The following is a 13559-nucleotide window of genomic DNA, read 5'->3' on the forward strand; positions in this document are numbered from 1 at the left end:
GTTATTTTTGCTGTGAGTTTTAACACAGTCTTCTTTTTAAGCGTTAAAGCAGTTTGCCCTAATAATGTCAGTTATAATTTTTTGCGATGGGTTTATTTTCTCCATTGCTAAAAATTCATCAGGTTGGTGGGCTTGATTAATTGAGCCTGGCCCCATGACTATTGTTTCACAGCCAAGTTGCTGAATAAACGGAGCTTCTGTGCAATAATTTACTGCAACGGCTTTTTCTCCTGCAATTTTTTCTGCCATTTTAACGAGTGCGCTATCAGTGCTGCCACTAAAAGCTGGAATGGGCTCGTGTAAATCAATTACGCTCACTGCGCTTGGGTATTGCGCGTTTATATCGCTGGTGGCATCAATAAGTAAAGCTTGTAAGTCTTTAATGCTTAACCCTGGGAGCGGACGCATGTCTATATGCATTTCGCAGCAGCCACAAATTCGATTTGCGTTGTCGCCACCATGAATATTACCTAAATTTAAGGTAGGGTAAGGTATTTCAAAATGTTCAACTGAATATTTATTCTTTAACTGCTCTTTTAAGATCAGCAATTTTGTAATCACTTTATGCATGACTTCGATGGCGTTAAGACCACGTTCGGGATCGGAACTATGACCTGAACGGCCAATCACTCTTATAGCCGTGCTCATATGTCCTTTGTGAGTAAATACAGGAGTCATATCAGTAGGTTCACCAATAATACAACGCGCAGGTTTTAAATTAGGATGCTTACAAATTTGCTGCGCTCCCGCCATGGTGGTTTCTTCATCGGCAGTGGCGAGTATTAAAATAGGTTGTGTTTGCTGCCTTATATCAAGCTCACTAATAGCTTGTAATACAAAAGCAAAAAAGCCTTTCATATCAATACTACCTAACCCATATAAGTTATTGTTATGTTCAGTGAGTTTAAATGGGTCGTGGTTCCAGCGGCTATCGTCAAACGGTACGGTGTCTGTATGGCCTGCAAGCATTAAGCCGCCATCGCCTTCCCCCCGCTTAGCAAGTAGGTTGTATCGGCCTTTTCCACCTTCTAACTCTATAATTTCGCAAGTAAAACCTAAACTTTCGCACCAACGTGCTAGCAACTCTATTACCCCTTTATTACTCATACAAAGCTCATCTTCTATTGCACTAATAGAGGGGGCTGCAATGAGTTGTTGGTACATAGAGATAAATGACGGCAAAGACATAAAAAAATCCAAAATAATTATTCAATTTAATTGCATAACAATATAAAAGTATTTATGATGAATATCAATTCACTTTTTAAGCATAAATATATTAAGTATAGCCATGAAGATAATGCGACGATAATCAACAATTCATTGAGAAAAGTATTAGCTAGCATCTAAGCTAGTGTAAGCGAACACCACACCTATTTAGTAGTAAATTTATAAACGAGTAAAAAATGAATGTAGCGATTATTGGCGCAAGCGGCTATAGCGGCGCAGAATTAGCAAGCTTAGTTACTAAGCACCCTAATTTAACGTTATCGGGCTGTTATGTCTCTGAGGGAAGTTTAGATAAACATAAATTATTAAGTGATTTATACCCAGAGCATAGAAACCTTCTTGATATTCCTCTACTACCACTGAGCGAATCAGCATTTGATGACATAAATTCGAGTGCCCATTACATCTGCTTATGTACTGATCACAAAGTAAGTGTTGATTTAGCCCCGCAGTTTTTAGCTATGGGTAAAAAAGTATTTGACCTATCAGGTGGTTACCGCCTTGCTAACAACGACGACTATGTTACTTACTATGGTTTTGAGCACCAACACCCTGAGTTATTAAACGAAGCAGCCTATGGGTTAGCCGAGTGGAATAGCAGTGCAATTGCCAATGCAAACCTTGTGGCAGTAGCCGGCTGTTACCCAACCGCCGCGCTTAATGCGTTAAAGCCGTTGCAACAGGCAGGCTTATTGAGTGATGAAAAAGTGATTATTAATGCTGTTTCAGGTGTTACTGGCGCAGGGCGTAAAGCCAGCGTAGGTACTCACTTTTGTGAAGTATCGCTTGCCCCGTATGGTTTATTTAACCATCGTCATGGGCCTGAAATTGAACAACACCTTGGCCACAAGGTGTTATTTACACCGCACTTAGGTAATTTTCCGCGTGGAATTTTAGAAACTATTTATGTACAGCTTAAGCCAGGCGTTACCAAGGAAAACGTATCTGATGCTTATCAAGTACTTAAAAACGAGCCGTTGATTCGTTTGTTAGCTGATAAAGTGCCATCTATTAAAAGCGTGGTAAAACAACCGTATGTAGATATTGGTTGGCAGCAGCAAGGCACTCAACTGATTGTTATGGCAGCGATAGATAATCTATTAAAAGGCGCTGCGGGCCAAGCTTTGCAATGTATTAACTTATCAATGAATTTAGAGCACACCACTGGCTTAAAAGGAGCCTTTTAATGAGCACTAAAACGTGGGTAATTAAATTAGGTGGTGCTGTACTTAATACTGAAAACGCGGCAAAAGCTTTGTTTGATGTATTAAGCGCTGATCAAAATAATCAGTTTGTTATTGTTCATGGTGGTGGCTCGTTAGTTGACACTTGGCTAAAACAAGCAGGCTTTGCTAGTGCTAAGCACCAAGGACTGCGTATTAGCCCAAGTGAGCAAATGCCTTACATAGTGGGGGCGCTGGCTGGCTGTGCAAATAAGCAGCTGGTAAGCCAAGCTATTAATGCAGGCCAAAAACCTGTTGGCCTTTGTTTGTATGAAGCCGGAGTTATGGCGTCTCAAAAGCTAAAAGCGCTTGGGCAAGTAGGTAAGTGCGAAAGTAATGATGATTCAATTGTTAACGATTTACTTAAGCTTGGTCGGTTACCTATCGTCAGCTCTATTGGCTTTGATGAGCAAGGTAACTGGTACAACGTTAATGCTGATGAAGCTGCCGCAGCGATTGCTAGCAACTTAAATGCAGAACTTATTTTTATGACAGATGTAGAAGCAGTACTTGATGCAAACAAGCAGCCGTTACATCAACTTGACACAAAACACATTGATACTTTAATTGATGAAGGGGTAATTTTGGGCGGAATGGAGGTCAAAGTTAAGACCAGCCTGCACGCTGCCCAACATTTACGACGCGGTGTGTATATTTCCAGCTGGCAAAAGCCAGACAATTTAACTGCTTTGCTACAGGGCGAGCATGTCGGAACAAAAGTTACACCATAGGGTTATCATGTTAGAGAATTTTTTAACGGGTCTAGAATTAGACCAACAAGGCGCACTAAATTTACTAAAACTAGCGCGTGATTTAAAAGCTAAGCCAGAAAAGTACAGCCAAGTATTAGCGGGTAAGTCAATTGTTACCTTATTTGAAAAGCAAAGTTTACGTACGCGTTTATCGTTTGATATTGGTATTAACCGTTTAGGCGGCCACGCTGTGTATTTAGATCAGCAAAACGGCGCTATGGGTGCACGTGAATCTGTAAAAGACTTTGCACTTAATATTTCTACGTGGGCTGATGGTATTGTAGCGCGTGTAAACCAGCACAGCACGTTAACCACCTTAGGTGAATACTCTAGTGTACCTGTCGTTAATAGCTTGTGTGATTTATATCACCCGTGCCAGGCATTGGCTGATTTTTTAACGCTACAAGAAGTACATGGCGATGTAAGCGAGCTAAAAGTGGCTTACTTAGGTGAAGGTAACAACGTTACTCATTCACTTATGTTATTAGCGGCAACGCTAGGTACAGATTTTGTTGCTGTTACACCAAAAGGCAGCTCGCCTGATTCGCAAATTCTTAAAAAGGCAGAGCAAATTGCTGCAATGAACGGCGCATCAGTAATGGTAAGCGACCGTGTAGAAGCCGCTGTAGGCGCTAATGTTGTATATGCAGATACGTGGGTGTCTATGGGCGATGATACGCCTCTTGAGCAAGTTAAAGAAAAATACATGCCTTATCAGCTAAACCAAGCATTGCTAGAACAAACAGGTGCGACTACGGTATTACATTGCCAACCGGCTCACCGTGAGTTTGAAATTACCTCTGAGGTAATGGATGGCCCAGCATCAAAAATTATTCAACAAGCAGAAAATCGCATGCATGCGCAAAATGCTCTGCTAGTTACATTACTAAATCCAAATTTTGTTAAGGAACACCTATGAGTTCAATTAAAAAAGTCGTTTTAGCCTATTCAGGTGGTCTTGATACTTCAGCTATCGTGCCATGGTTAAAAGAAAACTACGGTTGTGAAGTAATTGCCTTTGTTGCCGATGTAGGCCAAGGCGCTGAAGAGCTTGAAGGCGTTGAAGAAAAAGCCATCGCATCAGGCGCATCAGAGTGTTACGTAGTTGACTTAAAAGATGAAATGGTAAGTGAGTACATTTACCCAACGCTTAAAACGGGTTCTATTTACGAAGGTACTTATTTATTAGGTACGTCTATGGCGCGTCCTATTATTGCTAAAGCGCAAGTTGAAATTGCACGTAAAGTAGGTGCCGATGCACTTTCGCATGGTTGTACTGGTAAAGGTAATGACCAAGTGCGTTTTGAATCATGTTTTGCAGCGCTTGCACCCGATTTAAAAGTAATTGCGCCATGGCGTGAGTGGGATTTATCAAGCCGTGAATCATTATTAGATTACTTGGCTGAGCGTGATATTCCGTGCTCTGCCTCAGCAACAAAAATTTACAGCCGTGATGCTAACGCGTGGCATATTTCGCACGAAGGTGGCGAGCTTGAAGATCCATGGTGTGAGCCTAGTGACCAAGTTTGGACCTGGACTAATTCACCAGAACAAGCACCCGATAAAGCTGAGCATGTAACGCTTACGGTTATTGAGGGTGAAGTGGTTGCCGTAAATGGCGAGCAGCTTAAACCTTATGACTGTTTAGTTAAATTAAACGACATTGCTGCGCCACATGGTGTTGGCCGTGTAGATATTGTAGAAAACCGTTTAGTAGGCATGAAATCGCGCGGCTGTTACGAAACACCAGGCGGTACCGTTATTATGGCGGCACTGCAAGCCATTGACGAGCTAGTGCTTGATAAATCAAGCCGTAAGTGGAAAGAAGTACTGGGCGGTGAATTTTCGCATTTAGTCTATGACGGTCGTTGGTTTACACCACTAAAAGACTCTATTTTAGCCGGTGCAGAAGCGCTTTCTACACTAGCTACAGGTGAAGTTGTACTTAAGCTTTACAAAGGCCAAGTGACAGCCGTTCAGAAAAAATCACCTAATAGCTTATACAGTGAAGACTTTGCTACATTTGGTGAAGACGATGTGTATGACCAATCGCACGCTGAAGGCTTTATTCGTTTATTCTCGCTTTCGAGCAGAATTTCAGCAATGGCTAAAAAGTAAATTATTTATAGCCCCTTGTATAAGGGGCATTACAGGGTTTGGAGAGATTTCATGGCATTATGGGGCGGACGCTTTTCTACGGGTCCAGATGAGGCGTTTAAACAGTTTAACGACTCACTTCCGTTCGATTATCAGTTAGCAGAGCAAGATATTATTGGCTCTGTGGCATGGGCAGGTGCGCTTGAGCAAGTAAATGTACTTACAAGCGATGAGCACACCAAGTTGGTTGCAGCACTAAATGAACTGCTTGAAGAAGTAAAAGCAGATCCACAAGCAGTGGCAACCTCAGGTGCAGAAGACATTCACTCGCACGTAGAAGCTGCACTAATCGAAAAAGTAGGTGATTTAGCTAAAAAGCTACACACAGGCCGAAGCCGTAATGACCAAGTAGCCACTGACTTTAGATTATGGTGCCGCGATACTGCTGATCATTTACTCGGTGCAATTGCTGCACTAAAAGCTGAGTTTGTGGCGTTAGCTGAGCGCGAACTGGGCACTATATTGCCAGGCTACACTCACTTACAACGTGCTCAACCTGTACTGTTTAGCCATTGGTGTATGGCTTATGTAGAAATGCTAGAGCGTGATGAAAGCCGCTTGCAAGATGCCAAAGCGCGTTTTAATTTTTGCCCTCTAGGCAGTGGCGCACTAGCAGGTACTGCCTACCCAATTGATCGCCAAGCTTTGGCGCAAGGCCTAGGCTTTACTGGCGCAACTAAAAACAGCCTTGATGGCGTATCTGACCGTGATTTTGTAGTAGAGCTTTTAAGCTGTGCCTCTATTTCTATGATTCATTTATCACGTATGGCTGAAGATTTAATATTTTATAATTCTGGTGAAGCCGGATTTATAGAGCTTGCTGATAATGTTACCTCTGGCTCATCGTTAATGCCGCAGAAAAAGAACCCTGATGCACTAGAGCTTATTCGTGGTAAAACGGGCCGTGTATTTGGCGCGTTTAGTGCCATGATGATGACCTTAAAAGCACTCCCTCTTGCGTACAATAAAGATATGCAAGAAGACAAAGAAGGCCTTTTTGACGCCATGCCAACTTGGCTTGCCTGTATTCACATGGCGCAAGCGTGTATTAAAGGCGTAAAAGTAAACGGCGATAAAACACTCGCAGCGGCAAAAGGCGGCCATGCTAATGCAACTGAGCTTGCAGACTACTTAGTAGCTAAAGGTGTGCCATTTAGAGAAGGCCATCACATTGTGGGTGTACTTGTGCAGCTTGCTATAAGCGAAGGTAAAACCCTAGAGGAGCTTTCGCTTGAGCAGTACAAGTCAGTTAATGACGTATTTGAAGATGACGTTTACCCAGTACTTGAAATAGATGCCTGTATTAAAGCACGTCAAGCGCTTGGCGGTACATCTATTGAACAAGTTACTAAAGCGGTTAAAGAAGCCAAAAAAAAACAGCAAATAACGGTTCGTGATGCAAATTTAGATGATGTTGAAGATATTGCTAGGCTGATACAGCACTGGGCTACGGTAGGTGAAAACTTGCCGCGTGCTAAAAGCGACATGGTGCATTCAATTAACGAATTTGCAGTAACAGAAATAGACGGCAAAGTGTCGGGATGTGCATCGTTATACATTTACGACACGGGGCTTGCTGAAATACGCTCTTTAGGCATAGATCCACAAAGCGCGGTAACTGGGCAGGGTAGGCAGCTTGTAGAGCACTTATTAGCAAAAGCCAAAAAATTGGCGCTTAATCGCGTTATTGTATTAACCCGTGTGCCAGACTTTTTTGAACAGCAGCGTTTTACTTTTTGTAGTAAAGAATCGTTACCAGAGAAGGTAATGAAAGATTGCGAACTTTGCCTTCGTAAAGAAAATTGTGACGAAGTAGCAATGGAATATATTTTAAAGCCAAGTACACGTGCGGAGATCCCGTGTAAATACGTGGCTTAAATTCCCTGGATATAAAAAACGTACGGTTACCCCTGTGCGTTTTTTTATGTGTATAATAATCTGGTCAGATGAGTTTGGGGTGGTGTGCGAGTTTTTACTTTAGTTATGAGGGTTAACTTAAGGCTTAGTGTGAATAAAATACCTTGTTAGCATATATTATGGGTATGTCAAAAAATCTTGGCACGCTGGTTGCTTTGTATAAGTCAGATAGCAAAATAGCTATCACTGCTTAAAACAGGTAATGCAATTACCTACATGATGGTGTGATTAAAAGTTGCGCCAAATAATATTAAAACTTTTACAAGGATCAATCACATGCAAGTTTCAGCTAATAGCCAATTACAAATGCAAGCATACAATAAAACACAACAATTACAGCCTGCAACGGAACAAACTGCTAGCCCTAAAACACTACAATCTGATACAGTAAGCTTCTCTCAAGAGGCGATGAATGCTGCGAGTGCAGATGTTCAGCGTGGTGGTGGTACGGTAGTACCTAGTGGTGCGGTGCCTACCAGACCAAGGTAATAATTTAAGGTTTTAAATGATTTTAACTGAGCTTTTCGGGTTGTTCTCACTGTCTGCTTTTACGATGTGGGCTTTTTTGATGACATTCTTCTTTAATGTGTTCGTATACTCATTAGGTATAAAAAGAGGTACAACTCTTTTGCTCAGTTCATTTATCATGATGATATCTTACACCTTGTCTGATTATTTTTACACATGGCTCTCTATGAGAGATTCAATATATCTTGACTGGGCTTTGTATGATGTTATCACCATTACTGCGCTCGCATGTATTTATAGAATTTTTGGTAAAACAACTCCGTCTTTCTTATATTTAATTATTGGATTGACTGTAAATTCGACTTTTTTCTTTAGTATGTATCTGGATATATACATCTTTGAGAATAAAAAAGCTTGGTTTTTATGGGATGCCTACACATATACAGTTAATTTAATAGACTTTATTATGATAGTTGTGTTAATTATAGATCGAGACTTTTTAGGTCTCCACAAGCTCAAAAGTAAGCTATGTGATTTGTTTAAATCGACAAAGCCTCAGCCCACAACCTAGCTTAAATGTACTTATCTGAAGCCCTAATGGATTATGTAGCGGCTTTCTCCCAATGGGGCTTTTTGATGGCCTTCCTCTTTTGTTTGGCCTCCAGCATAAACAAAGAAAATAAATCTGCTGTGTATTTATCTGCACTTATGCTTTGCTCATATATTTTTAGCAGCTATATAAAACTACTAGAAATATTATACCTTAATTGGGCTTTCTACGATTTTATTACAATTGTGGCACTGTTAATTTTACAGTACTTTAATGCCTTTAAACGAAATAAAGCTTTTCTGTTCCTTGTACTAGCATTAACAACCAATGCTTTGCTAACGTTGGCTCTGTATTATGATATATACGTTTTGTATAATTATGAGCCATGGTGGTACTGGAGTGTCTACTCCATTGGTGTGAATCTTATCGATGTATTAATGATGCTTTCATTAGTGGTTAACCACCGAATGGTAAACCCCTCTCAACCTGTTATTTTAAATAGAGGGGAAAATGACAGTAAGTTATAATTACGCAATTTATCTTGGAGCAATTGTACAATGGGGTTTTTTGTTTGCATTTTTGCATGCATTAGCAAACTCGATTAACAAGCCAGATAAAGAGCTTGTATATATCTCACTTGTTATGTGCATTTGCTATTCGGGAAGTTTGTTCACTGATTATGGGCAAACTACTTATTTAGATTTTATTTTATTAGATGCATGTACATTACTTGCTCTACTCTTTTTAAAGCGCTTCAAATTTAAATCATACCCAGTAGCGTATTATTATGTCACTACAGGATTATGCACTAATATTATTTTTAGTTTTTTAATGCACCTAGATATGACTTTTTCAAAATATTATGAATATTGGTGGTTTTGGTCAGTATTTACGGTTGTGGTAGGAAGTGTAAATATTTGCATGATCATAGTGTGCTTTATTAACCGAGATTTTTTAGGTCTTGTTAGGTTTAAAAGTTGGTTTTTTAATAGAACTTTGTAATTAATAATAATTGTTAAAAAGTTTAGTGTTAAGTCAGGTTGTTTAGTAAATGGTTGTTTTAATGAATTTCGAGATCTTTATTCTCCGAGCTTGCTTTTAAGATGGGGTTTATTTCTTTTATCTCAGATATAAGCTTTGCACATACTTTAAGTATTATTATGCAATGGGGATTTCTCATGGCATTTCTATACTCTTTAGTTTCATCTATTAACTCACGCTTTAAAGCATTAGTTATTCTTTCGCTTATAATGGCTGTTTCATATTTTCCAGGAATGTTCTTTAATTTTCAAACAGTTACTTATTTTGATATTGCTTTATTAGATGCTATAACCCTAGTTATATTGGCACTTGTGCAGAACTTATATATTAAAGAAAAAACAATTGCCTTTAACTACCTTATGTTTGGGCTGAGTATAAATATGTGTTTAGCTCTGGGTATGTACTTAGACCGTCATATTTTACAGAATTACACCCACTGGTGGTTTTATGATTTTTATGTAACGGTAGTACTGGTATTAGATTTAAGCATGATTTTAGTGTTGTTTATCAATAGAGATTTTTTAAAAATTATTTATTTAAAAAATCTTATTTACTCGTTCTTTGCTAAGAAACCGCAATAGTGAATAATGTTCTAATCCCTCCTGAAGTGTCAGTTTATATCGGTGTGTTGGTGCAGTGGGGGTTTTTAATGGCCTTTTTATATTCACTAACAACTAGCATTAACAATCCAATAAAACAGGCTGTATGGCTATCTTTAGTTATGGCCATATCTTATTGCTTTAGTTTCTTTATTGATATTTATGATATTACCTACATAGAGTTATTTTGCTATGACGTAGTCACTTTGTTTTTTATTTTTTTTCTGCGGTATTACTTACCTGAAAAGCGCATATCTACTTACTTATTATTTGGCTTGAGCATTAATTCGTTATTATTTTTAGCTATGCACATAGATGTGTTTGTACGTGGTAATTACGAACCGTGGTGGTTTTGGTCTTTTTATACGGTTGTGATTAATATTATGGATATCATCATGGTTAGTATTTTGTTCATTAAAAAGGATTTTTTAATGTTAGTGCATGCTACTGATAAGTTGGTGAGCGGTGTTATGAGATTGAAGCAAAGTGGCTGATGTTCTTTGGGATTTAGTGTCAATTAGAGACTATGTGGGTATTTTCATTACTTGGCTGTTCGTTTTTGCATTTTTATATAACTTATCTGCAAGTATAAATACTTCTCAAAGAGCGAATGTGTACTTATCTTTGATTATGATGATCTCTTATAGCTCTAGCACTCTCTTAGATACAGTTACTGTATCGCACTTATATTATTTTTATTTTGACATTGTTACTTTAGGAGTCATTTTTTCCTATAAACGCATTAGTAATGAAGCTATGCCTGTATCTTTATATTATGTCATTGCAGGCTTAAGTATTAATGCGTGTTTGTTTTTAGCGATGCATTACGATATCGAAGTGCGTGGCACATTGTATTATTGGTGGTTTTGGAATGTTTATGTGTTTGGCATGTATTTTACTGATTTATTAATGCCGTTGGTTTTAGTTGTTAATAAAGATATTTTAGGTTTAGTAAAGCTAAGTAATTATTTAACTACAAAGTTGAAGCGTTTCCGATATGCATAACCTGTTATGGGCGATGGCTGACCTTTATGATTACATAACCATTTTAATTACATGGCTGTTTGTTTTTGCATTTTTATATTGCTTATCTACAAGCATAAATAAGTCAGATAAAAGTTTAGCCCAAATATCATTTATTATGATGGCTTCATATACATCAAGTATGGTTATGGACCCGCAAACAGCCACACCTCACTTAAACTTGTTCTTATTTGATGCAGTTACGATAATCGCTTTGATGATATGGATGATTTCTTTATCAAAAGCTAAACCGATCGCCTTTTATTATTTAATCGTGGGGCTAAGTTTTAATGCGTTTGTATTTTACGGTATGCATTACGATAGTATCGTTGTTGGGAATATAGAGTATTGGTGGTTTTGGGGGCTTTATGGTATTGGGCAGCTTACAAGTGACTTAGTAATGGCATTGGTTTTATTTGTAAATAAAGATATTTTAGGGTTAATAAAAGTCAAAAAATATCTCGTTAAAAAAATGGGTGCTTATTAATGCTCCAACATGTATTTATGGCATTGAGCACAGTAAATGACTACCTAAGTATTTTTATTACATGGGCTTTTGTAGTTCCATTTCTTTATAATTTTGCTTGTACAATAAACTGCCGCAATAAGCATATTATGTACATTTCTTTGGTGATGATGCTCTCTTATACGCTCAGCCTATTTATGTTTAAAGCATCATTTATCCTTACAGGCTCAATATATTTAGATTTAGTAATTGCAGATTTACTTACCATTTTCACGCTTGCTTGCCTCTCCTATAATTATAAACATGCTAACGCCACAGCCTATTATTATCTTCTTTGTGGTTTAACGTTTAATGCAACATTACACATGGCTATGCATTACGATTATGTGGTGTTGGTTAGTTATGACTATTGGTGGTTATGGGGGGTCTATGGGGTTGGCCAGTTTTCGAGTGACTTAATAATGGCAATAGTATTGATTATAAACAAAGATATTTTAGGCTTGGTAAAGCTTAAACGCGCTTTATTTAACCGCAATGAATTACAAGTTATGGCTAAAAAGTAGTTAGGTATATTAGCGCACCAAAGTGCGCTAATTGTGTTTAATTAGCTTGCGTCGCAGCCTAACCTTTGTTTTAAAGCATCCACAACAAGTGGGCTTACAAATTCGCTCACATCGCCATTATGGCGGGCAACTTCTTTTACCAAGGTTGAAGATATAAACGAGTTGCGCTCAGAAGGTGTTAAAAATACGCTTTCTAAATCTGGATTTAGGCGGCGGTTCATATTTGCGAGCTGAAATTCGTAATCAAAATCAGATACCGCTCTAATACCGCGAATAAGCACATCAGCTTTATGATCAAAAGCTAAATCGGCTAGTAAGCCTGAAAAGCCAATCACTTTTACATTACTTAAATGCCCTAAAATAGTGTTGGCTAAATCAACTCGCTCATCAAGACTAAAGCACGGCTTTTTAGAAGGGTTATGAGCAATAGCAACAATAACCGTGCTAAACATTTTAGCTGCGCGCTGAATTAGGTCGGTGTGGCCGTTGGTTAACGGGTCGAATGTACCAGGATAGATTGCCGTAACGTTCATAGATTTCACTAACTATTATTTTTTAAGTAGTCTATCAGTGTTTGTTCTACAAATCAGCCTAGGAGATCAGGTTGAGCTTTTATGTTTGATATTTAATCAGTAAAAGTGCTTTAAATGCGTTACCATTTTTTTAGAGTGTAATTACGCTGCTTAGACTTTACTTTAGTTAACAGCACCGCATTTATGCAAATGCCCGTGTGCAGTATAATCTGACCCTCGTTTTTAAAATAGTAAATTATGATGGTATTTAAACCAGCCTGATTTGTTTATACTGCAAGGCTGATATTTAGTGTAATGTAGTTTATAAGTTAATTTGAGTCGTCGCATATGAATACTAAGGATAAAATAATACACACCAGTATTTCGTTATTTAATGAACATGGTGAGCGTGCAATATCAACCAATCATATTGCATCACATTTAGGGATGAGCCCGGGTAATCTTTACTATCATTTTAAAAATAAAGAAGACATTATCCGACATATTTTTGCGCTTTACAGCGAGCATTTACATACTCATTTTAAACCTATTGAAGCAAACGATGATGCGTTTGATCATTTAACTGCTTATTTAGATTCATTATTTGAGCTAATGTGGCGCTATCATTTTTTTTACGACAACTTAGGCGACATCCTCTCCAGAGATGAAAGCTTAAAACAAGCCTACATTGGTTTTCAGTCAACTTTATTAGAGCAGGTTCGCCAAGTTATTTTAGGCCTTCGCGATAACGAAATGATTGCCATAGAAGAGCAAGATGCGCTTGAACTTGCCCATACTCTTAAGCTAACCGTTAGCTTTTGGACTCCGTATATTAAAGCGCGTAGGCTCAGTGGTAATTTAGCTGAGCAAGATATTTATCATGGCATTTTAAAAGTATTAGCATTATTTAGGGCTTACAGCACCGAAAAAAGCATACTTAAAATGAATCAGTTACGTGAAAAATACACCCAACTTGCAGAGCAAGCGCCAGCGCTTGCCTAACTGCTGTTAGTTGGTTAGTTCCTAGACGCAAAAATTTTTGCTATAATCGCGCGCCC

At 38.4% G+C, this 13559-nt stretch carries 16 protein-coding genes; 14 read left to right on the plus strand and 2 right to left on the minus strand.

Going from position 1 to position 13559, the window contains the following annotated elements; translation table 11 throughout:
• Positions 1–36: 36 nt before the first annotated feature.
• Positions 37–1188: an acetylornithine deacetylase gene (argE, locus tag CWC04_RS00975; protein ID WP_138684394.1), complete on the minus strand. Its 1152-nt coding sequence runs from the start codon at positions 1186–1188 to the stop codon at positions 37–39.
• Positions 1189–1406: 218 nt separating this feature from the next.
• Here argE and argC point away from each other — a divergent pair, with 218 nt between their 5' ends.
• From argC to CWC04_RS01045, 13 genes are all read left to right on the plus strand, one after another.
• Positions 1407–2417 (plus strand): N-acetyl-gamma-glutamyl-phosphate reductase, encoded by a 1011-nt coding sequence (argC, locus tag CWC04_RS00980; RefSeq protein ID WP_138684395.1) that lies wholly within the window; start codon positions 1407–1409, stop codon positions 2415–2417.
• Positions 2417–3184, plus strand: coding sequence for an acetylglutamate kinase (argB, locus tag CWC04_RS00985; RefSeq protein ID WP_138684396.1), 768 nt, complete (start codon positions 2417–2419; stop codon positions 3182–3184). The genes argC and argB overlap by 1 nt, the downstream gene beginning before the upstream one ends.
• A 7-nt stretch (positions 3185–3191) precedes the next feature.
• The gene (locus tag CWC04_RS00990; RefSeq protein ID WP_024034341.1) at positions 3192–4124 is read left to right on the plus strand and encodes an ornithine carbamoyltransferase; all 933 of its coding nucleotides are present in this window, start codon (positions 3192–3194) and stop codon (positions 4122–4124) included.
• A complete protein-coding gene (locus tag CWC04_RS00995; protein WP_004588532.1) occupies positions 4121–5323 on the plus strand; it encodes an argininosuccinate synthase in 1203 nt (400 codons plus the stop codon). Before CWC04_RS00990 ends, CWC04_RS00995 begins: the two co-directional genes overlap by 4 nt.
• Positions 5324–5374: 51 nt before the next feature.
• On the plus strand, positions 5375–7240 hold the full coding sequence (gene argH, locus CWC04_RS01000; RefSeq protein WP_004588531.1) for an argininosuccinate lyase: 1866 nt from the start codon (positions 5375–5377) through the stop codon (positions 7238–7240).
• A gap of 315 nt (positions 7241–7555) precedes the next feature.
• Entirely contained in the window at positions 7556–7768 is a 213-nt protein-coding gene (locus CWC04_RS01005; RefSeq protein WP_138684397.1) for a hypothetical protein, read from the plus strand.
• A gap of 576 nt (positions 7769–8344) precedes the next feature.
• On the plus strand, positions 8345–8824 hold the full coding sequence (locus tag CWC04_RS01015) for a hypothetical protein (protein ID WP_249326006.1): 480 nt from the start codon (positions 8345–8347) through the stop codon (positions 8822–8824).
• Positions 8808–9299, plus strand: coding sequence for a hypothetical protein (locus CWC04_RS01020; protein ID WP_138684400.1), 492 nt, complete (start codon positions 8808–8810; stop codon positions 9297–9299). The genes CWC04_RS01015 and CWC04_RS01020 overlap by 17 nt, the downstream gene beginning before the upstream one ends.
• A gap of 176 nt (positions 9300–9475) precedes the next feature.
• The gene (locus CWC04_RS01025) at positions 9476–9919 is read left to right on the plus strand and encodes a hypothetical protein (protein ID WP_084554546.1); all 444 of its coding nucleotides are present in this window, start codon (positions 9476–9478) and stop codon (positions 9917–9919) included.
• Complete coding sequence (locus tag CWC04_RS01030) at positions 9919–10431, plus strand: hypothetical protein (protein WP_171038549.1); 513 nt, start codon at positions 9919–9921, stop codon at positions 10429–10431. Before CWC04_RS01025 ends, CWC04_RS01030 begins: the two co-directional genes overlap by 1 nt.
• Complete coding sequence (locus tag CWC04_RS01035; protein WP_249326008.1) at positions 10424–10942, plus strand: hypothetical protein; 519 nt, start codon at positions 10424–10426, stop codon at positions 10940–10942. The genes CWC04_RS01030 and CWC04_RS01035 overlap by 8 nt, the downstream gene beginning before the upstream one ends.
• Positions 10935–11447 (plus strand): hypothetical protein, encoded by a 513-nt coding sequence (locus CWC04_RS01040; protein ID WP_138684401.1) that lies wholly within the window; start codon positions 10935–10937, stop codon positions 11445–11447. The genes CWC04_RS01035 and CWC04_RS01040 overlap by 8 nt, the downstream gene beginning before the upstream one ends.
• Positions 11447–11989, plus strand: coding sequence for a hypothetical protein (locus CWC04_RS01045; RefSeq protein WP_126006185.1), 543 nt, complete (start codon positions 11447–11449; stop codon positions 11987–11989). Before CWC04_RS01040 ends, CWC04_RS01045 begins: the two co-directional genes overlap by 1 nt.
• A 41-nt stretch (positions 11990–12030) precedes the next feature.
• Here the strand turns inward: CWC04_RS01045 and coaD are convergent, their stop codons facing one another.
• Complete coding sequence (coaD, locus tag CWC04_RS01050; RefSeq protein ID WP_054983183.1) at positions 12031–12522, minus strand: pantetheine-phosphate adenylyltransferase; 492 nt, start codon at positions 12520–12522, stop codon at positions 12031–12033.
• A 327-nt stretch (positions 12523–12849) separates the two neighbouring features.
• Here coaD and CWC04_RS01055 point away from each other — a divergent pair, with 327 nt between their 5' ends.
• Positions 12850–13503, plus strand: a complete 654-nt coding sequence (locus tag CWC04_RS01055; RefSeq protein WP_004588522.1) for a TetR/AcrR family transcriptional regulator — start codon at positions 12850–12852, stop codon at positions 13501–13503.
• Positions 13504–13559: the final 56 nt, after the last annotated feature.

This window comes from Pseudoalteromonas sp. S2893, assembly GCF_005887105.1.
GTDB classification, from domain to species: Bacteria; Pseudomonadota; Gammaproteobacteria; order Enterobacterales; family Alteromonadaceae; genus Pseudoalteromonas; species Pseudoalteromonas atlantica.

Bases quoted from the DNA above. Each gene is read 5' to 3' on its own strand.
- argB (WP_138684396.1), top strand. From the start codon at position 2,417: ATGAGCACTAAAACGTGGGTAATTAAATTAGGTGGTGCTGTACTTAAT.
- CWC04_RS00995 (WP_004588532.1), top strand. From the start codon at position 4,121: ATGAGTTCAATTAAAAAAGTCGTTTTAGCCTATTCAGGTGGTCTTGAT.
- CWC04_RS01020 (WP_138684400.1), top strand. From the start codon at position 8,808: ATGACAGTAAGTTATAATTACGCAATTTATCTTGGAGCAATTGTACAA.
- argH (WP_004588531.1), top strand. From the start codon at position 5,375: ATGGCATTATGGGGCGGACGCTTTTCTACGGGTCCAGATGAGGCGTTT.
- CWC04_RS01025 (WP_084554546.1), top strand. From the start codon at position 9,476: ATGGCATTTCTATACTCTTTAGTTTCATCTATTAACTCACGCTTTAAA.
- argE (WP_138684394.1), bottom strand. From the start codon at position 1,188: ATGTCTTTGCCGTCATTTATCTCTATGTACCAACAACTCATTGCAGCC.
- CWC04_RS01015 (WP_249326006.1), top strand. From the start codon at position 8,345: ATGGATTATGTAGCGGCTTTCTCCCAATGGGGCTTTTTGATGGCCTTC.
- argC (WP_138684395.1), top strand. From the start codon at position 1,407: ATGAATGTAGCGATTATTGGCGCAAGCGGCTATAGCGGCGCAGAATTA.
- CWC04_RS01055 (WP_004588522.1), top strand. From the start codon at position 12,850: ATGAATACTAAGGATAAAATAATACACACCAGTATTTCGTTATTTAAT.
- CWC04_RS00990 (WP_024034341.1), top strand. From the start codon at position 3,192: ATGTTAGAGAATTTTTTAACGGGTCTAGAATTAGACCAACAAGGCGCA.
- CWC04_RS01040 (WP_138684401.1), top strand. From the start codon at position 10,935: ATGCATAACCTGTTATGGGCGATGGCTGACCTTTATGATTACATAACC.
- coaD (WP_054983183.1), bottom strand. From the start codon at position 12,522: ATGAACGTTACGGCAATCTATCCTGGTACATTCGACCCGTTAACCAAC.
- CWC04_RS01005 (WP_138684397.1), top strand. From the start codon at position 7,556: ATGCAAGTTTCAGCTAATAGCCAATTACAAATGCAAGCATACAATAAA.
- CWC04_RS01045 (WP_126006185.1), top strand. From the start codon at position 11,447: ATGCTCCAACATGTATTTATGGCATTGAGCACAGTAAATGACTACCTA.